Source organism: Paenibacillus sp. J31R34 (assembly GCF_059383715.1).
Window position 1 is genome coordinate 78,707 of record NZ_JBXENU010000006.1, and the last position, 25,831, is coordinate 104,537.

General features: G+C 50.4%; 26 protein-coding genes. 3 read left to right on the forward strand and 23 right to left on the reverse strand.

Going from position 1 to position 25,831, the window contains the following annotated elements; translation table 11 throughout:
- Positions 1 to 33: 33 nt before the first annotated feature.
- From AC50YG_RS17550 to AC50YG_RS17595, 10 genes are all read right to left on the reverse strand, one after another.
- Positions 34 to 612, reverse strand: coding sequence for a low molecular weight protein arginine phosphatase (locus tag AC50YG_RS17550; RefSeq protein ID WP_473756133.1), 579 nt, complete (start codon positions 610 to 612; stop codon positions 34 to 36).
- Between the two features lie 226 nt (positions 613 to 838).
- A complete protein-coding gene (locus tag AC50YG_RS17555) occupies positions 839 to 1,384 on the reverse strand; it encodes a manganese efflux pump MntP (protein WP_494828783.1) in 546 nt (181 codons plus the stop codon).
- Between the two features lie 238 nt (positions 1,385 to 1,622).
- Positions 1,623 to 2,696 carry an L-threonylcarbamoyladenylate synthase gene (locus AC50YG_RS17560; protein ID WP_494828235.1) on the reverse strand — a complete coding sequence of 358 codons (1,074 nt, stop codon included), beginning with the start codon at positions 2,694 to 2,696 and terminating at the stop codon, positions 1,623 to 1,625.
- A 420-nt stretch (positions 2,697 to 3,116) separates the two neighbouring features.
- On the reverse strand, positions 3,117 to 3,278 hold the full coding sequence (locus AC50YG_RS17565; protein WP_494828236.1) for a hypothetical protein: 162 nt from the start codon (positions 3,276 to 3,278) through the stop codon (positions 3,117 to 3,119).
- A 106-nt stretch (positions 3,279 to 3,384) separates the two neighbouring features.
- Complete coding sequence (spoIIR, locus tag AC50YG_RS17570; RefSeq protein WP_494828237.1) at positions 3,385 to 4,137, reverse strand: stage II sporulation protein R; 753 nt, start codon at positions 4,135 to 4,137, stop codon at positions 3,385 to 3,387.
- Between the two features lie 315 nt (positions 4,138 to 4,452).
- A complete protein-coding gene (locus AC50YG_RS17575; protein WP_494828238.1) occupies positions 4,453 to 5,541 on the reverse strand; it encodes a N5-glutamine methyltransferase family protein in 1,089 nt (362 codons plus the stop codon).
- 152 nt (positions 5,542 to 5,693) lie between these two features.
- A complete protein-coding gene (prfA, locus tag AC50YG_RS17580; RefSeq protein ID WP_341283095.1) occupies positions 5,694 to 6,764 on the reverse strand; it encodes a peptide chain release factor 1 in 1,071 nt (356 codons plus the stop codon).
- Between the two features lie 189 nt (positions 6,765 to 6,953).
- Positions 6,954 to 8,054 (reverse strand): redox-regulated ATPase YchF, encoded by a 1,101-nt coding sequence (gene ychF, locus AC50YG_RS17585; protein ID WP_341279938.1) that lies wholly within the window; start codon positions 8,052 to 8,054, stop codon positions 6,954 to 6,956.
- 271 nt (positions 8,055 to 8,325) lie between these two features.
- The gene (locus AC50YG_RS17590) at positions 8,326 to 8,562 is read right to left on the reverse strand and encodes a hypothetical protein (protein ID WP_494828239.1); all 237 of its coding nucleotides are present in this window, start codon (positions 8,560 to 8,562) and stop codon (positions 8,326 to 8,328) included.
- A 45-nt stretch (positions 8,563 to 8,607) separates the two neighbouring features.
- A complete protein-coding gene (locus AC50YG_RS17595) occupies positions 8,608 to 10,968 on the reverse strand; it encodes a methyltransferase domain-containing protein (RefSeq protein ID WP_494828240.1) in 2,361 nt (786 codons plus the stop codon).
- Between the two features lie 167 nt (positions 10,969 to 11,135).
- Between AC50YG_RS17595 and AC50YG_RS17600 the strand changes: the two genes are divergently transcribed.
- Positions 11,136 to 11,279 carry a hypothetical protein gene (locus AC50YG_RS17600; protein ID WP_341279942.1) on the forward strand — a complete coding sequence of 48 codons (144 nt, stop codon included), beginning with the start codon at positions 11,136 to 11,138 and terminating at the stop codon, positions 11,277 to 11,279.
- 128 nt (positions 11,280 to 11,407) lie between these two features.
- On the opposite strand, the gene AC50YG_RS17605 is transcribed toward AC50YG_RS17600, so the two are convergent.
- The 4 genes from AC50YG_RS17605 to AC50YG_RS17620 form a co-directional block, all read right to left on the reverse strand.
- Complete coding sequence (locus AC50YG_RS17605; protein ID WP_494828241.1) at positions 11,408 to 13,756, reverse strand: S-layer homology domain-containing protein; 2,349 nt, start codon at positions 13,754 to 13,756, stop codon at positions 11,408 to 11,410.
- Between the two features lie 205 nt (positions 13,757 to 13,961).
- Positions 13,962 to 14,273 (reverse strand): thioredoxin, encoded by a 312-nt coding sequence (trxA, locus tag AC50YG_RS17610; RefSeq protein WP_046231307.1) that lies wholly within the window; start codon positions 14,271 to 14,273, stop codon positions 13,962 to 13,964.
- Positions 14,274 to 14,343: 70 nt separating this feature from the next.
- A complete protein-coding gene (locus tag AC50YG_RS17615; RefSeq protein ID WP_338553454.1) occupies positions 14,344 to 14,763 on the reverse strand; it encodes an RrF2 family transcriptional regulator in 420 nt (139 codons plus the stop codon).
- A 134-nt stretch (positions 14,764 to 14,897) separates the two neighbouring features.
- Complete coding sequence (locus AC50YG_RS17620; protein WP_494828242.1) at positions 14,898 to 15,731, reverse strand: aldo/keto reductase; 834 nt, start codon at positions 15,729 to 15,731, stop codon at positions 14,898 to 14,900.
- A gap of 304 nt (positions 15,732 to 16,035) precedes the next feature.
- Here AC50YG_RS17620 and AC50YG_RS17625 point away from each other — a divergent pair, with 304 nt between their 5' ends.
- A complete protein-coding gene (locus AC50YG_RS17625; RefSeq protein ID WP_494828243.1) occupies positions 16,036 to 16,887 on the forward strand; it encodes an Rpn family recombination-promoting nuclease/putative transposase in 852 nt (283 codons plus the stop codon).
- A 94-nt stretch (positions 16,888 to 16,981) separates the two neighbouring features.
- Here the strand turns inward: AC50YG_RS17625 and AC50YG_RS17630 are convergent, their stop codons facing one another.
- The 5 genes from AC50YG_RS17630 to AC50YG_RS17650 form a co-directional block, all read right to left on the reverse strand.
- Positions 16,982 to 17,836 (reverse strand): carbohydrate ABC transporter permease, encoded by an 855-nt coding sequence (locus AC50YG_RS17630; RefSeq protein WP_473756144.1) that lies wholly within the window; start codon positions 17,834 to 17,836, stop codon positions 16,982 to 16,984.
- A 48-nt stretch (positions 17,837 to 17,884) separates the two neighbouring features.
- Positions 17,885 to 18,796 carry a carbohydrate ABC transporter permease gene (locus tag AC50YG_RS17635; RefSeq protein WP_341279944.1) on the reverse strand — a complete coding sequence of 304 codons (912 nt, stop codon included), beginning with the start codon at positions 18,794 to 18,796 and terminating at the stop codon, positions 17,885 to 17,887.
- A 75-nt stretch (positions 18,797 to 18,871) separates the two neighbouring features.
- Positions 18,872 to 20,245, reverse strand: a complete 1,374-nt coding sequence (locus AC50YG_RS17640; RefSeq protein WP_494828244.1) for an extracellular solute-binding protein — start codon at positions 20,243 to 20,245, stop codon at positions 18,872 to 18,874.
- Between the two features lie 47 nt (positions 20,246 to 20,292).
- Positions 20,293 to 21,609, reverse strand: a complete 1,317-nt coding sequence (locus tag AC50YG_RS17645; protein WP_494828245.1) for a glycoside hydrolase family 125 protein — start codon at positions 21,607 to 21,609, stop codon at positions 20,293 to 20,295.
- Between the two features lie 292 nt (positions 21,610 to 21,901).
- On the reverse strand, positions 21,902 to 23,059 hold the full coding sequence (locus tag AC50YG_RS17650; protein WP_494828246.1) for a GntR family transcriptional regulator: 1,158 nt from the start codon (positions 23,057 to 23,059) through the stop codon (positions 21,902 to 21,904).
- Positions 23,060 to 23,286: 227 nt separating this feature from the next.
- On the opposite strand from AC50YG_RS17650, the gene AC50YG_RS17655 reads away from it, so the two are divergent.
- On the forward strand, positions 23,287 to 23,493 hold the full coding sequence (locus tag AC50YG_RS17655; RefSeq protein WP_341279948.1) for a hypothetical protein: 207 nt from the start codon (positions 23,287 to 23,289) through the stop codon (positions 23,491 to 23,493).
- Between the two features lie 55 nt (positions 23,494 to 23,548).
- Here the strand turns inward: AC50YG_RS17655 and AC50YG_RS17660 are convergent, their stop codons facing one another.
- The 4 genes from AC50YG_RS17660 to AC50YG_RS17675 all read right to left on the reverse strand — a co-directional run bounded on the left by AC50YG_RS17660 (position 23,549) and on the right by AC50YG_RS17675 (position 25,732).
- Positions 23,549 to 24,214: a serine/threonine protein kinase gene (locus AC50YG_RS17660; RefSeq protein ID WP_494828247.1), complete on the reverse strand. Its 666-nt coding sequence runs from the start codon at positions 24,212 to 24,214 to the stop codon at positions 23,549 to 23,551.
- 139 nt (positions 24,215 to 24,353) lie between these two features.
- The gene (locus tag AC50YG_RS17665) at positions 24,354 to 24,668 is read right to left on the reverse strand and encodes a DMT family transporter (protein ID WP_341279950.1); all 315 of its coding nucleotides are present in this window, start codon (positions 24,666 to 24,668) and stop codon (positions 24,354 to 24,356) included.
- 1 nt (position 24,669) lies between these two features.
- Positions 24,670 to 25,077 carry a DMT family transporter gene (locus AC50YG_RS17670; RefSeq protein WP_473756150.1) on the reverse strand — a complete coding sequence of 136 codons (408 nt, stop codon included), beginning with the start codon at positions 25,075 to 25,077 and terminating at the stop codon, positions 24,670 to 24,672.
- A gap of 40 nt (positions 25,078 to 25,117) precedes the next feature.
- Positions 25,118 to 25,732: a TetR/AcrR family transcriptional regulator gene (locus AC50YG_RS17675; protein ID WP_494828248.1), complete on the reverse strand. Its 615-nt coding sequence runs from the start codon at positions 25,730 to 25,732 to the stop codon at positions 25,118 to 25,120.
- Between the last annotated feature and the right edge of the window lie 99 nt (positions 25,733 to 25,831).

A 25,831-nucleotide genomic window follows, 5' to 3' on the forward strand; every position in this document is an offset into this window, starting at 1 on the left:
CGCTTTCCCTTTTGCGTCGCCGCAGCTATCCGCTTATTCCTGCTTTAAACGCAAGAGCAGCAGCTGCAAGCAGCTGCGAATTTCCTCGGCGCAGCTTTTGTAATTCCCAAGTGTTCCGCCAAACGGGTCTATAATATCAAAGCTCGGTATGCGGCGCTCCAGCGCTAGCAGACGATTGCGTTCGCCATCGCTTAACTGCTGTCCCAGCGTCTGCTTCATATGCAGCTCCGTGTACAGCTGCTCCAGCTCCCTAATGTCTGCCAGTACACCTGTATCCTGATTTACATACTCTTTGAGCGTATGTGCTTTGTCGACGGCTTCAGGAAACCATTGGAGCAGTCCTCTTTTGTGGCTGGCGGTCATCGTCAGCACGAGGTCAGCCCATTTCACCGCTTCTCCAGTCAGCGCGCACGAAGAGCTCTGATGTTCAATGCCATAACCGCGCAGCACCTCTGTCGCATGGCCGGAAACGGCCAAACCATCGATCGTCGAAATGCCTGCCGAACGTACTTCAATCGCTACGTCCTGCTGGCCCGCCATATTTTTCAGCATCGCCTCCGCCATCGGAGAACGACAGGTATTTCCCGTACAAATGAACAAAATGCGCTTCACGCCGCATGCCCCTTTCTATGTGTACCAAGGTGAAACGGCTGCCCTTGTCCTCTGGCGGTGCAGCTCGTTTCAGTCCGAGAAATATTTGCGTATTTATAGATGTCCAACTTATAAATTCTTATATTTCAAGCATAAACGGCTGAAGCCGTCCTTTGGCGGCAAAGCTTCCGTTTCGCGATGAAATACAATTCTATTTATACATGTAAACTTATAAATCATTATATTTTCAGAAAATAAATATTAAACCAAACACGAGCAGCACCGCGCCGCCGCATGCTTCGCCATAGCCGCCCAGCTTATGACTGACCCTTTGTCCCAGCAGCAGCCCTATGATCGACATCATACTGCCAAAAAAACCAAACAGCAGCACCGTCAACAGCAAATCGGCTGCAAACATGCCGAGCGTTACGCCAACGGAAAAAGAATCAGCGCTGACGCCAAGCGCGAACAGCATCGTTCCCCAAATCGTGCGGTGATCAAAGGTTTGTGCATCTTCTCCCCGCAAGGAGCTATAAATCATATGCCCACCGAGCAGCACCAGCAGCACACCAGCAGCAGCCGTTGCTACATGACCGAGCATGCCGCTGACGAATCCCCCAGCGTACATGCCCCCGAGCGGCATAATAATATGAAATAAACCGATAATGGCACTTAATCTTATCATATGGAGCCAGCGAATGCCGCGCAGCCCAATTCCAATTCCTAGTGAAAAAGCATCCATGCCAAGCGCAACCGCCATAAGCAGCAGTGTAACAAATTGCCCTCCAAGCATATGGCTACCCCACAAAACGATCTCCCCCCACGTCCGCAAACATTAATACTTCAACATATGCGGGCATGGGGACAAACATACTATAGCTTGTTTAATCGATCCTGGAGCTATTCTTACCCTTGTATCATGTTAGGCAAACTCCAAAGCTTGATTCACATAACTGCATAATCGGCACGACAGGCACAGGCTTCAACTATCCTAGTGAAAAATAGGGCACTGGCTTAAGCTTGTTTCACCCTTAAACCTGATTAATGCGATGGCCAGCTGCCTTGAGCAGCCGATTCATAAGCGCAGCTCCAATACCTTCCGGCACGCAGCCTTCTGCCCAAATTCGCTGCACGCCAGCAGCATCAAACTGGCGCAATGCCGCATATAGACGATGCGCAGCCTGCTCCAGCTGCTGCCCACTCCCATAAGTGAGCACGAGGGCGGAGCCGCCTTCCATAGCAGCGGCCTGCTCATTGAACACGAGCACGCCTGCTTTCAGTCCAGCGTTTGCAGCCTGCGACACCTGCTCCTGCATATAAGCAACACGCCTCGCGGCTGAGCTTCCTTCCACGATGCTAAGCTCGCCCTTAGGCGCATAATGCGTGTATTTCATACCCGGGGAGCGCGGGGCGGCAAGCTCCTCCGCTGCCGATTCGGCATCCGCAGGCGCATCAATCTCCGCTTGCGGCGCCGCTTGGCGCAGCTGCTCCACCGTTACGCCTCCGGGGCGCAAAATACGAAGCACCTGCTCGCCCATCAGTTCAATGACGGTCGATTCAAGGCCGATGCCTGTAGCGCCGCCATCGACAATGCCGCCGATACGGCCACTAAGGTCTTCAGCCACATGCTCGGCGAGCGTTGGGCTGGGCCTACCTGAGCGATTAGCGCTCGGCGCGGCAACTGGACAGCCAGCGGCTGCTAGGAGGCGCAGCGCTACCGGATGGGAAGGCATCCGCACGCCGACCGTGGACAAGCCCGCCGTCACAAGCGGCGACACCACTCCCGGCTGAACGGGAAGCACAAGCGTGAGCGGCCCCGGCCACAGCTGCTCCATCAGTTGCTTCGCAAGCAACGAATAAGGCAGCACCAGTTCATCGAGCTGCGCAATATTTGCGATGTGAACAATAAGCGGATTATCGGAGGGGCGGCCTTTGGCCTGAAAAATCTGCGCCACGGCCTCCGAGCTGCGAGCATCGGCCCCAAGACCATACACCGTCTCCGTCGGGAAAGCCACGAGCTCTCCACGGCGAAGCAGTTCCGCTGCTTCCGCGATAGAAGCCTCCGCGTATTGGTCCGTCATGCGCCATACCTTCGTTGTAGTCATCTCTATCCTTCAATCCTTGCTCTGTTATAGTCATCCTTCTAGTTCGTATACTCCCGTTAGTATACCATACGCTTGGATAAAAACGGAGCCAGCAGCATAACCGCAGCCCACGGATGCTCACTGGCTCAAATCACTCTATTGGCTGCTGTATGCTAAGGTGTGCATGCAAACGTAAGTAGACCTGCCACTCCTTGCTCAGAGCTTAATCGAGGCCAATCTCATCTGGCGAATTGATGCCTGAAAACCGAAGCATGTGATTGTTGCAAAGACCGCGGTCGCTGAGCCAATGTGGCTAAGCGGCATTGCCGAAACCGTGCAGCTCCACACGGTCCCTCCTTTTTGGAGGACTGAGAATCCGCTATTCTCGCTCTCGACTCGATTTCTGACCATAAGCGGACAGGAAATCCGTTATAATGCTCATTATCCCGTCAAAATGGCTAAAGGCAGCGCATTAGCGGCTCCTGAGTCCGCCACCGTTGCCTTTCCGGTGATCTTGTTGATATAGCGGCTTCTCTGTCCGCCAATTCTATCTTTGCGCAGGGTGTAACCACCTGAAACGATGAATATGATGCTAACTTTCAAAAAAACATGTTCACCTTTATGAGGTATGACATTCCTAGTAGGAGAGGCATTACGTTTGACACTACATTCGATCTGAATCTGGCTTACTTAAGTCTGCATACAAGCCCTAAGCAAACAAGCTTTGCACCCAAGCAATCAGCTTTTGCAGCATTTCCCAAAGGAAAAACTTTGCTTCCGGCGCTTCGCCTTCCGCTGTGTTAGGAGCAGAATCCTGCTTGGCATGGACAACTTCGCCGGCATTTTCTTTTTGTACGGACGCCTTTTCTACAGATGCTTTCGCTTCTTTCGATTCTGCCTTGCTTGCTGCGTTTGCTGCCTCCACCTCGCCATCGGCGGCTACCGCTTCTCCGGAAGCTGCGTCGATGAAGCAAAGCGGCGGAAACAGCACGCACCACCAGTTTTGTCCTTTGCCTTCGCCTAACGTAATGAGCAGCGCTTCGTAGCTGCCTGCGGGATATACTTCACTTCCGTACATTTTAGTAGGGAAAGGAACCTGGCCAAGCTCAATGTGAAACTCATAATCAAAACCCCGGCTGCTCAATACTTTGCCAACCAAAAGCTCCATCTCGCCCATATGCTGACGCATCGTTGCACGAGCTTCCTCTATTGTCTGCGGTCCAGTCACCCAGCTGTTCATCGCCTCGACCACAGCATCACGAACGACGCGTTTAACTGCCTGATCGGCAGGGGCGTCGGAATTAGCCAATATGCGGAGCCTGATCGACTCCTCCGGAATATGACTGCCAGCTACAGCGGCATCTACCTTTTGCAGCTCCCAGCTCATCACAAGTACAGCAAGCACCACCATAATAAGAACAACGGATCTACGATAAGAAATACGGGAATAATTGCGGGACATACACAAGCTCCTCTCGATGGCACCCGTCGGTACCTCTGCTTGCGTTCCGGAACGTATCTATCCGTAAGTATGTCCGCGATTCCCGTTCTATAAACCTCGAAACTATTAAATTTTAATAGACAAGTGTAAACGGATGTCGCCAGCCTGTAATGCAAAGCTACCGTTTCGCGATTAAATATAAGCCTATTACAAGTGTGTACTTATACATGCTTATATTTCAAGCGTAAACAACTGACGCCGTCCTGTGAGGGCACGGCGCGTTTCAGTCCGAGAAATAGCAGAACAGTAGCCTACAAGTGAGATTGTTCATCCTGCCTAGCCGTTAGTGCGAACCGCGATAACATGGCGGTCAATGCCGCCATAATCCGTAATCGTCCGCACCTCGTCCCATGCTCCCGCTTCCCTTAGAAGCTTCGCCACCGCCTCCGCTTGGCCCATGCCCAGCTCGAAGGCGACGATGCGCGGCAGTTGCCTTAGCAGCGGCAGCTGCTCTACCATGCGGCGGTACGGGTCCAGCCCGTCCGCTCCGCCATCCAGTGCGAGGTGCGGCTCGTAATCCCGCACCTCGCGCTGCAAGCCCGGGAGGTCATCCGCCGGTATATACGGCGGATTGGACACCAGCACATCGACGCGGAGGTCTGCCGCGCCGAGTGCTTGGTCTGCGGCGGCGCCGCCCGTTCCGAGGAACGGCGCCAGCAGGTCGCCCTGCACGAACGCCATGCGGCCTGCCGCTCCATGGCGGGCCGCATTCGTGCGGGCGACAGCCAGCGCGTCCGGCGAAAGATCGGACGCGCACACGCGCCAGAGCGGACGCAGCGCAGCCAGCGTCACGCCGATGGCGCCGCTGCCCGTGCCGACATCAAGCACCGTCGGCCGCGCAGCCCAGCCCTTCGTAGCGTCCTCCGCTATAGCTGACGCGCCCTCTGGCTCCGCATGCTCGCTACCGCTATTGCTCTCAGCGGCAGCAAGCCCCACCTCAGTCGCACCTTCCACTGGCGCGTCCTCTGCTTCCGCCTGTGCCGATTCCGGCCACAGGCGATCCGCCGCCTCAAGCACAGCCTCGACGAGCAGCTCCGTCTCGGGCCGCGGAATTAGCACGGCCGGCGTAACCGCAAACGGCCTGCTGTAAAACCACTGCTCGCCGATGATATATTGCACCGGCTCGCCATTCCCTTTTCGCTGGGTGAGCTCGTCCCATGCTGGAGCCAGCTCACTCGGGAAAGGGTCGCCCCCGTCGCGCAGCAATTCCATACGTCCGATGCCGAGCAGATGCAGGAGCAGCAGCTCCGCATTATTGCGCGGCTCCTCAACGCCCTGCCCCGCCAAAAACGAAGAAGCCTGCAAGCAGGCTTCTCTAATGGTACAAGGCAGCAAAACGCTCCACCCCTTGTTATTGTCGCCCATGTATCCAACGTCCCTTTCTTTACTTCCCTGTACACTCAGCAATAAAACGCAAAGCCGCATAAAAGGCAGGCTCTCCAAGCACTAATGCTCGAAAACCCTGCCTCTTCATGCAGCATGCCTTAATCGGCAGCTTACTTTGGAAAGTACTTAAGTTAGTTCAGTTCTCTCTCCATAATGTCCGCTTGCTCGGCAATCGTCAGCGACGAAATGATTTCAGCCATATCGCCGTTCATTACGGAATCCAGCTTATGCAGCGTAAGTCCAATACGGTGATCCGTCACGCGGCTCTGTGGGAAATTATACGTGCGAATCCGCTCACTGCGGTCGCCCGTTCCGACTTTGCTTTTACGCTCGCCGGCATATTTCGCTTCTTCCTCTTGACGCTGTACATCAACAATACGCGCACGCAATACTTGCAGCGCTTTAGCTTTGTTTTCATTTTGCGATTTGCCGTCTTGGCAAGTCGCCATAATGCCCGTCGGTACGTGAAGTACCCGGACAGCGGATTTTGTCGTATTAACCGACTGGCCGCCTGCGCCGCTGGAACAGAACGTATCCACCCGAATATCCTTGTCGAAAATCTCGACTTCCACTTCCTCAACCTCCGGCATAACCGAAACAGTAGAAGTAGACGTATGAATACGGCCGCCAGATTCCGTTACCGGAATACGCTGTACCCGATGAGCGCCGCTCTCGAATTTCAGCTTGCTGTAGGCGCCTTTGCCCGTAATCATGAAAATAACCTCTTTAAAGCCGCCCAAGTCATTTTCATTAAAATCCATCAGCTCTACACGCCAGCCTTGCGTATCCGCAAACTTCGTGTACATACGGTACAGCTCATAAGCGAATAAAGCTGCTTCGTCGCCGCCAGCTGCGCCGCGAATTTCCACGATAACGTTTTTGTCATCGTTCGGATCTTTCGGCAGAAGCAAAATTTTAATTTTTTCTTCCAGCTCTTCCTTGCGGTCAGACAGCTCATCAATCTCCATCTTGACCATCTCGCGCATTTCGTCATCCAGCTTCTCGCCCTGCATAACCTTCGCATCGTCCAGTTGCTCCGACACTTGTTTATATTCAGTAAAAGCTTCATAAGATTGTTGCAGATCGGACTGCTCCTTGGAATATTCCCGCAGACGCTTCGGATCACTTGCTACATCTGGATCACACAGCAATTCACTCAGCTTCTCGTAACGATCAGCTAGTGCTTGTAAACGGTCCAACACCATCATTCACCTCTGTTATCACACTTTGATACTCCATTATAACATATGCGCAGCATTCTATCGACAAGCGAATTACTGCCGCCGCGCCCAGTTTTCTACTTCTCCGCTTGCTATCCTCGTCTACTTAGACGAAAGAGCCTCCGAATCCGCTCACAAAGCAGACCGAAAGCTCCTTCTTGCCTCAAAAATCTAAACGTTGAAGCGGAAATGTATAACATCGCCGTCTTTTACGACATAGTCCTTACCTTCCAGGCGAACCTGACCACGCTCTTTCGCCACGTTCATCGAACCGGCAGCAGACAAATCGTCAAACGATACGATCTCGGCGCGAATAAAGCCACGCTCAAAATCCGTATGAATAACGCCAGCTGCCTGCGGCGCTTTCGTTCCGCTGCGGATCGTCCAAGCGCGGACTTCCTGCACGCCTGCCGTAAAATACGTATAAAGGCCAAGCAGCTTGTAAGCCGCACGAATTAGACGGTTAAGTCCCGACTCCGCAAGACCAAGCTCCTCAAGGAACATTGCCTTGTCTTCGCCTTCCAGCTCAGCAATCTCTTCCTCAACGCGAGCGGAAATGGGCACCACTTCTGCATTTTCAGCAGCTGCAAACTCACGTACTTTATTAACGAATTCATTATTGTCCGTATCGGCAACTTCTGCTTCGCTAACATTGGCTGCATAAAGCACAGGCTTCATGGTCAGCAAATGAAGATCGCGAATAAGCAGCTTCTCGTCATCGGACAGCTCCAGGCTGCGCGCTGGCATATCATTGTAGAGCGCTTCTTTTACACGCTCAAGCACTTCAACCTCTTGCACGACTTTTTTGTCGCCGCCCTTGAGATTTTTGCGGGAGCGCTCGATCTTTTTATCCACGGAATCAATATCCGCCAAAATCAGCTCCAGGTTAATGGTCTGAATATCGTCGATCGGGTCGATTTTGCCCGCTACATGCGTAATATTCTCGTCTTGGAAGCAGCGAACGACATGAACAATCGCATCGACTTCACGGATATGCGCCAAAAACTTGTTGCCAAGTCCTTCGCCCTTGCTCGCGCCTGCTACCAGACCGGCAATATCAACAAACTCAAACGCTGTAGGCACGATGCTTTTCGGCACTACAAGCTCAACGAGCCTATTCATACGCGGGTCCGGTACCTCTACAACACCAACGTTAGGATCAATTGTACAAAAAGGATAGTTAGCGGATTCAGCACCCGCTTGCGTAATTGCATTAAACAAAGTCGATTTGCCGACATTCGGCAAGCCCACGATACCAGCTTTTAAAGCCATGCGTAAAGACACCCCATTTTCCGAAGTAACAAGCTCTCGTCATTATACCCGATGCGTATAAACAATAAAAGGGCGAGTTCGCTGACGCGCTTAGCAAAATGCTCCTGCTGCGATGTTGAAACAACCCGTTCCAGCCAACTCACGGACAGAATTTTCAAGTTAGAATCCATATTCAAATTCATATTTGCTGTTTATTTCTTCCCAGAGCTTCTGTTTGATTTCGGCCGGTTGATCCCCACCCGTTTATAAATCGGGATACCAAACGCTTACCCTAGCCATTGTATCCATGAGGGACATCTGCTTGCAAGAAGGCATTGCCAAGCTGGCCATGCCGCAAATCGGCTGCGGACTCGATAAGCTCCAATGGGGCCAGGTAAGAGAAATAATTAAAGATGTTTTTGCCGAAACGGCCATCGAAATTGTTATATGTACATTGTAAGATTAGAATAAAAAAAGCTGCCATTGCCAAAAAGCGCGTAGCTGCCACCGTCCGTTTGCCCGTCTCCATCAGACGGGCAAACCACCTTTCATTCCAGTGCAATACCGCTGTTTCTTATTTCTTGCGGCACACTGCCACGACGTACATCGGCTCGCAGCTTTTGAAGCGACTGAGCGGAATCAGCTCATGTCCTTCCGACTGCAGTACCCGCTCCAGCTTCCGACCCGGCTCCAGCTGGAACATTCGCCGCAGCCCATTCATCGCTGCCATACGGGAATCGTCGATGGGATTTTGTCCATACAGCTCCACAATATCGTAATGAAGCAGCAGCTCGCCTGCCAGCTCTGCTGTCCTATACTCAAATTGATGATAGGGATTAAATGGCCGCTCCTCAAAATAAAGCGCCGGATTCGTCACCGCCCGATTCGGTGTAGACACGATGAATAATCCCCCAGCCTTTAATACGCGCGCTGATTCCTTGATCCAAGCCGCCCCATCTGCAACATGCTCTATCGTCTCGAAAGACACCACTGCATCAAATACCTGCCCGTCAAATGGCAATTGCAGTACATCGCCTACCGCAAAATATACACCTTCTCCGCCATAATCCCGCTTCGCCAGCTTCACCGAATGTTCGTCGATGTCGATGCCAACAACCTCGCTCGCCCCTGAACGTTTAAGCAGTGCAGCTCCATAGCCTGCCCCGCAAGCGGCATCCAGCACCCGCAGTCCGTCTACAACATGTGATGCCAAGGTATAACGGGCAAGATGCTCCTCGTATACATCCTGATATTGCTGTTTAACCTCGCGATTTATTACAAGCCTTTCCCCACTGAAAACAACATCATTTTGCTCGCGAATGCCCTGTTCATTTAGTTGGGCATTCCCCGCGCCAGCTCCACCTATCTCTTCAGCTCCCTCTGCCAACGGCGCTTCGTCCTCTTGCGCCGCTTCCGAAACTGTACTCACCGTTGATAGCTCCTCTAGTTCCTCTATCGCAGCTTCATCGCCTACATAACTCGCAGTCGGCTCAATCGACTGCCTATCCTGCACAGCCCAGCCGTTTGGCGCTGTAATTGGCTTGGCGCGGCGGCCGAAAGCAAGCAGCTCGCTCGCTGTCAGCCTGCCTTTCAACTCCTCATTAGTCAGCGCAATTACCTGCTCCAGCCCCTCCACCACACGACGCTCCTGCTCAGCCAGCTCTTGACCGTCCTGCACAAGCGCAATCGCTGTCCGAACTAATCCAGCCTGCCCATACAATTCCCCCAGCTGCTCTGCGCCATATAGGCAGGCTGCCTGCTGCTGCGCACCGTGATTGCTTGGTGACAAATAATGACGTATATAGCGGTAATAGTGGCGATTAGCAAACGATCCGATCAGCCAACCTCCCGGCTTTAGAAGAGCCGCGAGCTGCTTCAACTGCTCCAAATTTCCATATTGATGGGCATCGCCAACAATAATGCCATCCATACTGTCTGCCTCGAGGCCCCAATCCTCCGGCCGCTCCGTATCATACACTTTCACTCCGATGGCGGCAGCAACCTTCGCGGCACCAGGGTTTTTCTCCACCCCGAGCAGCTCTGCCCGCGGCAGCCGTTTCTTCAAGCGCAGCAGGGTTGCCCCGCAGCCACAGCCAATTTCCAGCAGCCTCGCGGGCGCCGCCCCTTCATAAGGCTCAAGCTGGGGCTCAATCAGCGACACCATATCCGAGCGAATGACGAGTGCCTCCGTCGGCTGAAAGCCCCATTTTTCCACAAAACGTCTGCGGTTGCTTTCATAGGCTGCTTGATACACGGCAGGCTCCGCCTTGAAGCTCGCGCCTCCCCGATGATGGATGAACGTATCGTCGCAGAGCAGGAGCTTATAGCCGGCGAGCCGCAGCCGCAGCGAATAATCGTCATCCTCAAAATTTCCGATACCAAAGCTTTCATCCAGCCTGCCAGCTGCCTCATACGCCGAGCGGCTCAATAACAGGCAGAAGCCTACCAGCTTGGCACGCTCCTCCCATCTATGTGGTCCGTGATCGTTCCGCCGCAATTGGGCGAAAGCATCCAGCTCCTCCAAGGACGCATACTCCGCCGAAACCTCGCTCCAATAGGAGGCTGAATTCGTAACTGGACCTACTGCACCGACTTTGCTATCGCTAAGCAGCGCCTGCCTCAACCCTTCGAGCCAGCCGGGCGTCACAACGGTGTCGTTGTTAAGCAGCAGCAGATGGCTCCCTATCGCTTGCTCCAGCCCCTGATTGCAGCCCCTTGGAAAGCCTTCATTTTCCGCATTGGTGGTCACTCGCATATCAGGCTGATCCAACGCCCATTGAACCGTTCCATCGTCGGAGCCATTATCGATTAACAGTATTTCATAGCTTCCTGCTTCCGTATGCTTGCGTATGCTGTCCACACATTGTTTTGTATAATCCAACTGGTTGCGGGTAACCAAAATAATGCTCGTTATTTCCTTCGTCTGCCCCTCCACTGATCCCTCTCCTTCATATACTCAATAGCCTTTTGCTCATTCCTTCAGCATATGTGCGCAGCAGGCGATCAGTATAGGCGGAAGGCGCTCTGCCGATTTCAGCGCATGCTTCCAGACGCATCGGTCATACTAATGCAGGGATAGACCCACAAAGGAGGTGCGGCACAATGGAAAACAACACCCATAAAGGCAACTACAAAGGCACGACCAAAACACACGCAAAAAATCAGGATATGGCCTTCGTAAACGACAATATCAAAGATACGAAATCCGTCTCCAACTTCTCGGACAAAAAGCAAAAAACGGATTAACGTTCCACGCATCCAGTAAAAAAGAAAACGGAAGAGCGGTCAGACACTTCCTCGTCTGCCCCTAAGCTCTTCCGTTTTTAAAACCGTTTTCTAATAGATGCTGCGCCTTTGTGCAGCTTAGCTGCAGGTTAATTCCGAATCGGCGCTTCCTTCAAATCCGCTCGCGTTTGCAGGTAACGGAAAAATGCCGTTGCCGCCTCTGCTCGCGTCACTTTACGCTCCGGAAGGAAGCTCCCGTCCGACAGCGACATAATATTCAGGCCGACCACGATTGCCGCCTGGCCTTTTTTCTCTGTTTTGTCCGCATCCTTAAAATTAATATTAAACAGCTGGTCATAATTCGCCAGCGTATTGTAGCCCAATGCCCGCACGATCAGCTCGGCCATTTCCTCACGGTCTACCTCACCCGCCGGATTAAAGGTGCCATCGCCAATATCAATCAGGTTTTGCTCAAGAGCGCTTTGAACATAGACATAATAGCCTGATCCTTTCGCCACATCGTTAAACGCCACACTGCCCGCCTCCGCGTTCGCCATTACAATCGGGCCGCGGCCGCTGTTCATGGCAAGCACGAGCATTTTAATCAATTCGCCGCGTGTCACAATTGCATTTGGACGGACCTTGCCATCCTTCACATCCAGCGCCTTGTAAGCAACCATCAGCTCCAGCTGGCGCTGCGCCCAGTGGCCCTCCACATCAAGCGCCTTAGGCTTCTCGAGCGCCGTAACCTCTCCACTTTCGCGATTCCGCCATTGCCCGCTTTGGGCATCCAAAAATACGGATTCATCAATGGCAGCGGGCACAAGGCGGTAAACAAGCTTTACATCTGTCTTGCTTTCCACCTGTTCGGAATCTAGTTCACCGGCAGCCAGCATCAGGTTGTATTTTTCGATAGGGATCGGCTGGCCTTGCAGGGAATATTCCCGCTCTACATAATACGTCAGTTCTGTGCGATAGTAGGTAAGCCACTTTTCAATCGCTTCCGTTTTCTCGATGACCTTTGGCGCTTGCGCGGGGTAGTCGAAGGAAGCGAACTGGGCATCATACATCGTCACTTCGTTCGTCCGGGCATCCACATTAACATTGACCCGATCATAGGACACCGTCGCTCCCTGAATTTTACGAACAAAAGAAATGTAGTAGGAAGTAATCGTTCCGGCAGGCGCCTCGCTGTACTTCGCCAGATCAGGCTTTACAACGTACAGCTGGGCTGCCGCCCACGGAAGCTGCTTTTTAACCGTATCTATTGCGATTTTCTCCGCCTGCTCATAGGACAGGGAAGGCTTCACCGACGTATCCCCGCCATCGTAGGCATAGGCGTAATAGCTGCGAATAATCCCCGTCTTGCTATCTACGGTTGCCGATACAGAGCCCGTCTCTCTGGCTCCGCTTTTCGTCGTCCAATTGAGGTTCCAATACGATTCGTTATGGCCTGTTGTATCGTCGCTGTACTCATTGTAGCTCGTATTTGACAGCACAGCGCCTGTTGGCAGCTTAAAAGTCGACTCTACGAGTGCAACTGCTTGTTTATCGGTCAAATTGCCCGCTTTTGGCGCTTCGCCGAGTGCTGCTGGGGCAATTGGCGTTGCAGATACGCTGCTTGTCTGATCATATAGCTTCTTAATAAGCGAGCCGTCTAGTGCATTTACCGCCAAGCCGCCCATCTCGTAGCTAAGCAGAGGGGTGTGCTGGCCTTCTGGACTATAAGGCACAATATATTGCAGCTCTGGCTGGGCAAGCTCGCGAAGCTTCGCATTTGCCTGCGCTAGCGTAATGCGCGAGTCTGCTTTTGGGAACTGCAGCGTATCGTCCCATTGCAATTTATAATTGGTAATATGGCCTTCACTGTCCACATCGAGTTCAATATAGTTGTCTACATAAGGAATGTCGTTAACCATTCGGTCATAACGAATATTATGAACAACCTCGCCTGTCAGCGGGGGAAGCACCTGCGCCCCGTATTCGGGATTGTAGCGCACCTGTCCTACGTAATCTGCTGCAATTTGCTTCATGAAGGAAGCAGCAATATCCTGGGCAGCCGCACGCTCTACCTTGAGCGGATACGTCGGCTTGGAGCTAGGATTGTCTATATAGGAATTAAAGGACAGCAACTGGCCGCCGTCAGCATCAATTTGAACATAAATGCTGCCCTTATGCTTGCCGCTTACTTTCTTGACGAAATCAAGACCCCAAACATTACGTTTGCCCTGTGCCAGCACGCTGACCGCCAAAGAAGCGCCCTGCAGCGTGTATTCCTTCGGAATGCTCACAAGCTCGCGCGCCAGCTTCTCTGCCTTATCCTTCGAAACCGATACATTCGCCGCAGAATCCATCGAACCCTCCCCGGAAATATTGTCTGCCAGAGTAGTCTGGCGATCAATCGTCACCTTCGCTCCATTTGCAAAAGCGGCGGTAGGTACACTGCTTGTTATCGCAACTAGCGCAACAAATGCAATCAACCGTTGTTTGCTTCCCATCTCCTGCTTCCCCCTCCAATACATTCCTGAATATCCTATAGACGCCCGAGCTTTGTGGGAAGTTGCGTCTTTTTGAAGAATAATTTGCCCAAGCGTAAACGGAGTTATCATCCTTTAGTTTCCTTATACAAAAAAAGAAGCCGCACACCGATGAATCACCGGCAATGCAGCTTCCCTTCATTTAATCCATGTCCGACCAAAGGTCTTACAGTTGATTGTTGATTTTTGTTTTCAACGCATCTTTGCTTTGCAGACCTACCATTTTGTCAACGGGCTGTCCGTCTTTGAACAAAATAAGCGTTGGAATGCTCATTACGCCGAATTGCGAAGCCAGTTCAGGCTCTTCATCGACATTGATTTTTGCAATTGTAGCTTGGCCTGCAAGCTCAGTTGCCAATTCTTCAACGATTGGAAGCTGCATTTTGCAAGGTCCGCACCAAGGTGCCCAGAAATCTACTAGAGATACGCCGCTCTCTACGTTAGATGAAAAGTTGTCTTTCGTTAATGCTACTGCCATTTCAATCATCCTCTCCAGCTGTGTTGTATGATAAGGGAATACCCCTCACACCGTCTTTATAATCAGTTGCCTATTCACATGCATGAATCTGGCCTAGCACATCCTGAATGGTCGTGTGACTGAAATGCGCTTCAAGCTGCTTCTCCGCCTCACAAAAAATCCGGAACATCACTTGGTTCATATTGGAGCCAACGACGCACTCCATGCCCGGATCGCCCGAGCACCAGCTTGGAATAAGCGAACCTTGCGCCATCACTCGGTAAACATCGGCAAGCGTTACTACACTCGGATCAATCGTCAGCCGATAGCCGCCGCCCGATCCTTCGCGCGTATCCACATAGCCGCTGCGGCGCAAGCCGCTCATCACCTTGCGAACGCGGGCCGAATGAGTCCCAACGTTGACGGCAATCATTTCGCTGCTTGCCATGTTTTCCGGCAAATGAGCTAAATATACAAGACTGTGTACGGCAATTGTAAATTCGCTGTTCAATGTGAACGGCCTCCCTGTTTAGTACTGTAATTTTATCAATTACAGTTCAAACTGTCAATAGTCCGTTCCGCTAAAATTCATGATTAGGATGCGATGACACTCGATCTATTATGCATTGGCCGTTTATGCCGGCTTTAAAAATTAAAAGTCATCGGATTGGAGCCATAACGGCGGCCTTCGTTCAACCCATCAATTGCCGCAATCTCCGCTTCCGTCAGCTCAAAATCAAAAACGTCGCCATTTTCGATAATGCGCTCTTTCCGAACGGATTTAGGAATCGTAATGACGCCCTTCTGCAGATCCCAGCGAATGACAACCTGCGCCGGGCTTTTGCCGTATTTGCCAGCCAGCCCCTGAAGCAGCGGCACATCTAAATTTCCTTGCATGAGCGGGCTCCAAGCCTCAAGCTGGATGCCTTGCTCGCGGCAGAAGCTCTGCAGCTCGGGTTGTGTCAGCAGCGGATGGAATTCCACCTGATTGACCATCGGCTTAATTTCGCAGCCTGGCAGCAGCTCGTCGAAATGCGGCAGCAGAAAATTGCTCACGCCAATTGCCCGAACGTAGCCATCCTTATAGAGCTTTTCCAGCGCGCGATACGTTTCCGTAAATTTTCCGGCTACTGGCCAATGAACTAAATACAAATCTATCACATCCAGGCCTAGACGCTTACGGCTTGCTTCGAATGCTTGCAGTGTCGTTTCATAGCCTTGGTCCCGGTTCCATACTTTTGTCGTAATGAACAGCTCGTCCCTTGCAATACCACTATCGGCAATTGCACGCCCCACACCCGTTTCATTGTTGTAAGCGCTTGCCGTATCAATACTGCGATACCCTGCCTCTATGGCGTAACGCACAGCGTGCTCTACCTCATCGCCTTCTTTTGACAAGTATACGCCAAGCCCCAGCCGTGGCATTTGCACCCCATTATGCAGCGTTGTTACTTCCGTGCTAATTGCAGCCTTAGTCATTTTTGTTCCTCCTGTTCTTTTTGAAAATATAAGCATTTATAAGTTTCACACCTATAAATACGCTTATATTTCTCGGACTGAAACGAGCCGCGCCGCCCGAGGACGGTGACAGCCTTTTCACCTTGAGAAAAGTGATGAACGATAGCTTTAAAACTATTTTCCACAAAATAGTAACAACAAAAAGCGGGTGGGTCAACCTATTGCTGTGGCTGAAGGCGCGATGAAGCGGCTTGCTGCAGGGATGTCTAGCCTGTCGGCAACGTGATATAATAGATATTAACGTATCGAACGGAGTTGATTATTGATGGCGGAACTGCTTAACCCTCGAAATGACTTCTTGTTTAAACGTATTTTTGGTAGCGAAGAGAACAGAGATGTACTGCTTGCCTTCCTTAACCGGACCTTTACAGAAGCAGGAAAGCCACCATTAACGGAAATTACTCTTCTTAATCCCTATACAGAGAAAGATGCTCCGCGAGATAAACAATCGATATTAGATATTCGAGGCAAAACTGCCGAAGGTGAACTAATCAATGTTGAAATGCAATTATTTAATAAATATGATACTGAGAAACGCACTCTTTTTTATTGGAGCAAGCTCTACAACGGACAATTGCAAGAAGGTCAATCTTATAAACTGCTCAAAAAATGTGTCACAATTAATATACTTAATTACTCATTTTTACCTAACGAACAGTATCATAACGTATTTCATCTTCGAGAAGATCGCAGTGGCATCTCCTTAATCGATGATATAGAACTGCATTTTTTAGAATTGCCTAAACTTGATGACCTCGCTGTACCTGTTGAAAATGGCGGATTGGTTAATTGGCTCCTTTTTCTAAAGAGTACGAATAAATCCAATTGGGAGGTGCTCACCATGAACGATCCTGTATTAAAGAAAGCTATGAATACACTTGAGTTCCTTAGTCAGGATACAGAAGCGCGCCGCTTGTATGAAGATAGGCAAAAATATTTGCACGATGAGGCTTCCATGATTGAAGGCGCTTTAGCAGAAGGGGAGGCCCGTGGCGAGCGAAAAAAAGCAACCGAGATCGCTTCCGAGCTTATAGCTCTTGGAGTTGAAGCGCATATTATTGCTAAAGCATCCGGTCTTACTGAGTCTGAAATCTTAAACATGAAAAAAATCACTTAGGACGCTAAAATACGATTATCTCAAAAAAAGCGGCAAGCCCCTCCAATTAAGTGGAGGGACTTGCCGCTTTTTCATTTAAAATTACTACTTTGTATTAACCCTTATTCGCCCCGCCAAAGCTAAAGCCTTGGGACATAAAGCGTTGGCCGAACACATACAGCGCGACTGCAGGGATCGTGTAAATGATCGAGAAGGCGGCCAGCTTTCCGTATTGCACGATGCCATTTTGCCCAAAATATTGGTAAATGGTCACGGCAGCAGGAAGCTTCTGTGGGCTTTGCAGCAAAATAAACGGAACGAGGAAGTTCCCCCAGCTGCCAGCAAAAGCGAAAATGCCTACTGTGAAAATACCTGGCAGCATCAGTGGCGCAACGACTAGGCGAAGCGTCGTCCAGATGGACGCGCCGTCCACCCAAGCAGCCTCCTCCAGCTCCAAAGGCACGGAATCCATGAAGTTTTTCATCATCCAGATGGAATATGGCAGTGCGGATGCAGCCAAGAACAAAATGGTGAAAAACAAGGAATCTTGAATTTCCATAAACAGGAAAAATTGATACACCGGAACCATAACCGCCGTAATCGGCAAGCCTGTTGCGAACAGGATTACATACATAAACGGGCGTTTATACCTCAGCTGATAACGTGACAGCGGGTAAGACGCCAGCCCTGCCGCAGTGACGACAAGCAGTGCTTGTCCAAGCGCCAGCAGCAAGCCATTGCCGAAAGAGCGCTGATTGTCAGAGCTCGCTAGCGTAGACGTATAATTGCTTAGCGTTACCTCATCAGGCACCTTCAAAGCAAGGGTTGCGGCTCCATCGAAGGAAGCCAATACGAGCCACAACATAGGAAGCAGGAACAATAAAGCGATAAAACTCAAAATAATATAAGGAAGCACCCGGCCGACCATAAACCGATTCATTCTGGGGCGCTTGCGTACGTTGCTGCTCATTCTCGCGTCCTCCTTTTAATAAACCATTATCCAAGCTTTGCGCATGGCTTACAGCTTCACTTTTAGAAGCTTCATATACAACAGACTGGCAACAATACCGATCAACAGCAGAACAAGCGAAATAGCTGTGCCGTAGCCAAGCTGATAGTTGACGAAGGCCTGATGATACATATAGATTGGCAGCGTCTCCGTTGCATTTCCCGGACCGCCACCTGTCAACGCATAAATAAGCGTGAAGGAGCCTAATGTTTGAAGTGTTACGAGTACCATATTCGTTACAACAGAACCGCTGATCATTGGAATGGTAATGCGGATAAGTCTTTGCCAAGCCGAAGCGCCATCAATCATTGCCGCTTCCTCAACCTCTTTAGGCACGTCGCCCAGTGCAGCCTGGAATACCATCATCGAGAAGGCTGTTCCATGCCATACGTTTGCAATAATAACGGATACCATCGGGAATGTGTACAGCCAAGCTATAGGTTCAAAGCCGATGCCTTGAATGAATGCATTAGCCGTTCCCGTATCATTCAGAAAAGCGAACCAAACAAATGCGCATACCACTTCCGGCGCTACCCAGCCAGAAATAACGATGGAGCCGACAACACTGCGGAATACGCGGTTTCTGCCATTCATTAGAAACGCAATAAGAAAGCCCATAACTTGCTGGCCAATAACGGCCGAGAAAATGAGGAATAGGATGGTGTTGCCTACAGAAGTGCGGAATGTCGCATCCTGAAACATATTCGTGAAGTTTTGGAATCCAACAAACTGCGTATTCGCTGCTGCCGCTCCGGTCAAAGCCATATTTGTAAATGCGAAATAAAAAGTTAAAACTGCCGGCACGAAGAAAAAGAGTAAAAGCAGCAGCCAGCTAGGCGATAAGAATAGCGCCGCCCTCCACTTTTCACCGCCGTTCCCTTTCCTTTTCGCTTTGGGAAATCGCGAGTTTATCGCTTCCATCTGGTATCCTCCTGACTGAATTTGAAAAAGACAAGCCGATTGTTGTTAAGCAACAATCGGCTTCCCAGCTGTGTGCTACTTCGCCGCTACTTTATCAGCGCCGACTGTTCTTTCTACGCTTTTTGCATATTCTTGCATGGCGGCTTCAGGAGCAAGTGAGCCCGATGCCACTTTTTCAACCATTTCTTGAATGGAAGTCGATACTGCTGGATAATTCGCATTAGTAGGACGAACGTGCGTGTACGTAATAAATTCAGCAGCTACGCCATACAGCGTGCCAGGCTGGCCCGTGTATTCTGTGTCAGCCGCAACGTCGGTACGAGGCGTTAAAGCGCCGTCCAGCATAGCGAACTCTTTGTTGTGCTGTTCATTAGTTGCCATTTTAATAAATTCGAAGCCCAGCTCTTTCTCAGCGGATTTCGCGCCAACGCTAAGCGTCCAGCCGCCAGACATCGATGTGAAGCCAGGATCTTGGCCTTTTTCTGTCGGCATTTTCACGAAGTCATATACATCAAGCGCTTCCGGCCAAGGCTTGCCGCCGCTTGCCGACCAGTTGCCTGTCAGCCAGTTGCCGTTCAGGACGATTGCTACCTTTTGATTCGGCATCAGATCTGTCTCCAATACTTGACCTGCTTGTGCAGTCAGTACTTGAGACATTTTTGGACCCATGCCCTCGGAGTAGATGGAGTGAATGAAGTTCAGCGAGCTCAAAATGCCCGGGCTTTGTGTAACCCATTTGCCATCTTCATAAAGTGTATCGTCTGTTCCGTAAAGCAGCATTTCGAACGTTTGCATCGTTGTTGCTTCTTGGCCTGCTTTACCAGAGTTCATCCAGAAAGGAATAATGTCTGGCAGCTTGGACTTAATGGTGCGGGAAGCGCTCAGCACTTCATCCCAGCTCTTAGGCTCCCAAGGCACAGGCAGACCTGCTTGCTTGAACAGCTCTTTGTTGTAGTACAAGCCGCGAACGTCAGTAGAGAAAGGCACACCATAAATTTTGCTGTCCGTGCCTGTTACAGCCGCTTTAATACCTTCGTTGAATTTGCTCCAATCTTCCCATGCATCCACAGCAAGCGGCTCAAGGTAGCCGGCTTCGCTGTCGGCATTAATCATGAAGGAATCTTCAGCAAGCACCTCAGGCGCCGTTTTTCCATCCATCATGAGCAGTGGAATTTTCGTTGCATATTGCGAGCCTTCAATCGGCTGCAGCTCAACGGTAACGCCAGGGTTCGCTTTTTCAAAATCAGCCTTCACGCTAGTCAGCCACTTGCCCCAGTTATCCGTCTCATTCCATTTGCCATAAGCAACTTTAACCGTCTTTGTTGCTCCGGATGCGGAAGTTGCTTCTGCGCCCTCCGTGCTATTTGTACCTGCATTTCCTGAACATGCTGCAGTGAATACAGTTAAAGCTGCAACCGTACCTGCCAGAATTGTTTTTTTACCTGCCATCTTGATCGCTCCCCTTATTGTCCGTCTGTTACGCTTATTATTTGTTCCTATATTGAACGAGCATTCATGCTCGATGGAACCTTAAAGCCGCAATACGTCAAAATCAATTCGCTAAACAAGGCATTGGCCCAAGAGAACCATTCGCGCGTATACTCGCTTGGATCATCTTTATGAAAGCCTTCATGCAGAAAATCAGTTCCAGCATCCGTGCTTTCCAGCACGTTCAGCAGCCGTTCAACCTCTGCCTCATCTTGTGAAGTCAGCGCTTGCATAGCCAGCGAAATGTGCCATATATAGTTTTCCGGGGTATGAGGGCTGCCAATTCCTTGCGCCGCCGTACCTTTGAAATAATAAGGATTATCCTCGCTCAGCACGAAGCGTCTTGTATTCAAATATATCGGATCATCCAGCTTGCAGCAGCCGAGGTAAGGAAGGGACAGCAAGCTTGGCACATTCGCATCATCCATCAGATTGTAGCCGCCAAGACCATCTGTTTCGTAAGCGAAAATTTTCCCGAACTGCTCATGCTCGACCGTTGCATACTCTTCGATACCGGATTGAATTTCCTGACGGAGAGCAACCGCCTGCTTCGCCAGCACTTGATTGCCAAGCACTTCAACCGCCATTTCCGCCATATAATCCAGCACAACGACTGCAAACATGTTCGAAGGAATGAGGTAGCCGTAGTCACAAGCATCGTCGCTTGGTCGGAAGCCCGACCAGGTCATTCCCGTTACTGCGCTTGGCGTGCCTTTGCCTTCATTAAGCAGCGTGTCCGACGGCGGGCAATCCGTTCTTTGGAAACGATAGCTCGATTGCTGATCATGGTTCTGCTCTGTTCTCCACACCCGCAAAATGCTGGAGCAGGCTTCTTTAAATGCCTCGTCCAAATGCGCTGTAGTTCCAGTCGTCTTCCAAAGAAGATAAGCAAGCTGAATCGGATAGCAGAGCGAATCAATTTCATATTTGCGCTCCCATAGCCAAGGAGACATTTCCGTTAGATCCTTCTGATGCCCCTTGCTGTTGGCGTGCTCATTAAACGCATTCGCATAAGGGTCCTGCAATATATGTTGAATTTGCCGTTTGACAACGCCTTCAATTAAACGGGCCATCTCGGCATCTTCATTCGCTAAAATTAAGTACGGACGAACCTGCGCCGCGGAATCCCGGAGCCACATCGCCGGAATATCACCCGTAATGACGAAAATAGCACCGTCAGGCTGAGGCTTCAACGTCGTTGTTAACGTATTGGAGAAACAATTTGCAAACATGCGGGCCAGCTTCGTACGGGAACCCAGCTTTCCTTCTACTTCCTGGATTAACGACTGCACCGATGTCGGCAGCGTTTCCATTACTTCAGTCATTTCATACATCCCTTTCTATTAAGCGCTTTCAAGAGGTTTATGTACCGATATTAATCTATATTTCATGGTATGTCAATATACTATGTTATATTATTTATAAACAAATAGCATACTAATCATTCTGCTAGACACAGCTCCAATTCGAGCCCATAAGGCATAACGATATATAGCAGAAAACCCTTGCTGTCTCGGTTGACAGAAGGGCTTTGTCCATCTATATGCTGGTATTTAGTTTCTCAAATAAGCCAGAAAATATGCAAAGCATATACAACCTGCCCAGCAGCCCGTTTTTCTATTGGGGTGCTGACCCTGTCGATTTGCCAGGGACAAGCTTTACTTGCAGCGATATTTTGCTTGGGAGCGTGGCGCCTTGAATAAGTTCCAGAACATTATTGACGGCGAGGCGGCCAATCTCCTTCTCATTCTGCTCCAAGTGCGTGAACGGATACAGCGCCGACGTGCTCTGCGGGCTATCAAAGCAAATAATCGAAATTTGCTGTGGAATTTGCAGGCCCATCTTTTCTACCGCTTCCTTCGCGATGAGCGCCAGCTCATATTCCATCGCAAACAATGCGGTAATTCGGGGATGCTCGCGCAGCATCTGCTGAATGATTTTCACATATTTATCGATGAGGTGGCTGCTGGAATTGTCATTGGACGTCCAGTTCATATCGGTCAGCCAGGACGAGCGGTCCAGCAAAATACCGCCTTCGGCATGCGCCTGCACAAACCCCTCAATCCGTTCCTCAATCGCTACATTATCCGTCACCCGCGAAGCAAGCAGCCCAATATGGCGATGCCCGTGATTAAACAAATGCTGTACACCCATTTTCGTCGCTTCCACATTGTCTGAGCTGATTGCCGTTGTGTCCGTCCATTTCAAATAACGGTCAACCAGCACATGCGGGAATTTATCTATGACCAGCTTCAAAATTTCCGGGCTGAAGTTTTGCCCGCGCGTCGGATAAATAATCAAGCCATCTACCCCGTATTGGCGAAGCATTTGAATCGCCTTCTCCTCAACATCGGGCTGGGAAAAAGAGATGCGCAGCATCAAATAAACGCCGAGCGCCTGTGCCGTCCGTTCCATCTCCGACAGCATTTCCTTGCCATAGCTGTCGCTAAAATCCTCCATAATGAGCCCTAATACAACTTGCTGTGTACGAGCAGCAGCAGCCACTGGATCTTGAGCAGGAGGAGCTTCCACCTGTTCCTGAATGGCATGCTCGATAACGAAAGAGCCGCGGCCCGGCTGACGCATAATATAGCCGTCCTGAACGAGCATATCCAGTGCTTTCTTGGAGGTAATCCGGCTGACTGAAAATTCCTCCATCAGCTCCTTCTCCGAAGGGATGCGGTCACCGACCGTATAATCTCCGATTTGAATCTTTTCGCGCAGCATCAGATACATTTGTTCATATCTAGGCTTTAAAGCGTTCATGCCTTCCATTATACATTCACCTTCAGCATCTATTTGGTCGTACTGGGACGATGTCGTAATTATACATATCCACCTAGTATACTATGTCATGTCATTTCTGGAAAGCTTATAATGCCGCTTCCGGCAAATGCAAGCTTATCCTTCGGCCCTTTGAATAAATCTGTCATGGCAGCGGGAGGAACCGGAATATATATAGCTTGAACGGATAATCTGTGCAGAACTCGGAGGTGCATAGGATGGGGCTGCTGTGGCGGCGGTGGGTTGCCATCAGAACCGAAAGCGGTTCTAGGGCGGATATCATTGACCGATTGGAGGCTCATTTGAAGGCAAGCGGCATTAAGGCAAAAGTTACTCTTGAAGGCAATTTAAAAAGGCTTCACGTGCTTAAAAAGGACGTTGAAGCCGCTCAGCACCAGTTGGACGCTTTCGACGCCGAACCTTAAGCACAGGCGCGGGCCGGGCACGCATCGATGGATGCGGCTGCCCGGCCGCGCAGAGCTATCTGGATGAAGAACGCACCCAGCGATAGCCTTTGCGGACACCATTCATGACCCACTCAGGCACAGGCATGGAATGTTTGGATAGAAACGGCATGTAAATCCGGTTGTACGCTTTTTTCAAGTCATCCCACATCATGCAAGGCTCTTCTTTAAGAAAATCGGATACATCCACGACAAGGCCGCGGTCATCGCTCGATACCATTACATTTTTGCCATGAACATCATGTGGAAACAGTCCCTGCTCACGAGCGTAATCCAAAGCTGCATCAATTTCCGCAATAATGCGGTCCTCGATGATTACACCCTCAAGCACACACTTGTATAGCGTTTTCCCTTCAAGCCTGCGCAGCATCAAATATTCCAGATCATTGCTTTTGGATGCATGGTAGCAGGTGGAATATGCAGGATGATTACCCAAACGGCGATAAACTTCCCTTTCCGCTTCCCAGCCTTCCCTGCCCGGCGCATACACCTTCACGGCTATATCCTGCGCATCCCGATGAACGAATACACCAGCATAATTTCCCGCCCCAAGCAGCTCCCAGCCTTCCGGCAATACATTCACTTGAACGGGCTCGCCATGGTTAATGCTTTGGAGCTTCACGCCTGCAAGCAGCGTCCGTTCGGTCATCTCAATCCATTTCTCCAGCCGTTTCTCTTCCATACCTTGTGCCTGCCTCTCTCACCATGTCTATACTCTATTCTATTATTTTAAATCGGAAACGGCGAAAAGAAAAGAAGAGCGACATAGGATCGCTCTCCTTCTTTAGGTTTATGGTCTATTATTATCCATATCGCAACTATTAACCTACCAGCTTGAGGCCAATGACGCTGCCAATAATCATGAGGACGAAGAAGATTTTACGCCAATCGCGTGATTCTCCGAAAAAAATCATCCCCAGAATGACGCTGCCGACCGAGCCGATTCCCGTCCAAATGCCGTATGCGGTACTGATCGGAATGTCCTGAAGCGACCGCGACAGGAAGTAGAAGCTGATGAAGCCGAAAATAATCGCTCCAACCGTCCCTCTCCACCGTTTAAAGCCATCCGACAGCTTCATGAATGTGACGCCGCCGACCTCGCCAAGGCCGGAAATAATAAGAAAAATCCATGCCATTTTATTTTCCGCCCCTTCCCTGCACGAGCGGTGCTGATTTCAGCGCTTCCGGCGCCGATCCATCAGATGCCTGCTCCTGCTTCGGCTTTTCGCTGGATACGAGCTTAAGTCCGATAATGCCGATGATCAGCGTGCCGACCAGCAGCAGGCGTTTAATATCCGCAGACTCGCCTAATACCAAAATGCCGAACACGACCGTACCCGCCGTACCAATTCCGGTAAATACCGCATAAGCCGTGCCAATTTCCAGCAATTGCATGGAACGGGCGAACAGCACAAAGCTAATAATAATTAAAATGACTGTAATGACGCTTATTAGCGGGTCTGTAAATCCTTTCGAATATTTAAGACCGAAGGTCCAGAATACTTCAAATATGCCACCGAGTATGACATAAAGCCAAGCTTTCATATTAATCTCCCCCTGTTAACTTGCAATGAAGCCAAGATGACTAAGCTGTCGTCCAGTCTTTCTCTAGCATTTCCCATACGGTCTGCTTGCGCGAGCTGAATACCGACTGTTCATAAATCTGATTCGCCACGAGCAAACCATCCAGCAGCGTATAAAACACCGCAATCATATTCTCCACATCCCGCTGAGGAAAAATGCCTGCCTGCTGCCCCTCCAAAAATAATGCGCCCACAATAGCGTCCACCCGCTGCTCATGCTCCAAAAAATCGACGCGGAACTGCTGCTGCAAATGCTTGGGCGGCATTAGCATCATCCGTTTCAGAAACCATTGGCCGACCGTCAAATGCGGAAAGTCCGTGAAAAAATCGTACACCTCGCGCAGCCGCTCCAAAACAGGCCTGCCTTGCGATTGCTCCATAAGCTCCTCAAATTTCATGCCCTCTTCGGCAATAACATCCGCGCAAAGCTCTAAAAAAAGCTGCTCCTTCGACTTAAAATGAGCATAGATAGATGGCGTCTTAATCTGAACCGCCTTGGCGATATCGGACATCGACGTTCCTTCGTAGCCAAATTCGGTAAAGATCGTCAAGGCAGCATGCTTAAGACGCTCTGCCGTTGCTTTTGATGCTGGCACTTGTATGGTGTCCTTTTTCATAGCCTCATTCACCTTTCGGCAATCATTCTTTTTACCTAACGAACGTTAGTTAGTCTTTCAATATTGTATGACGCCTTTATCTAAAAGTCAAGGCTGCAG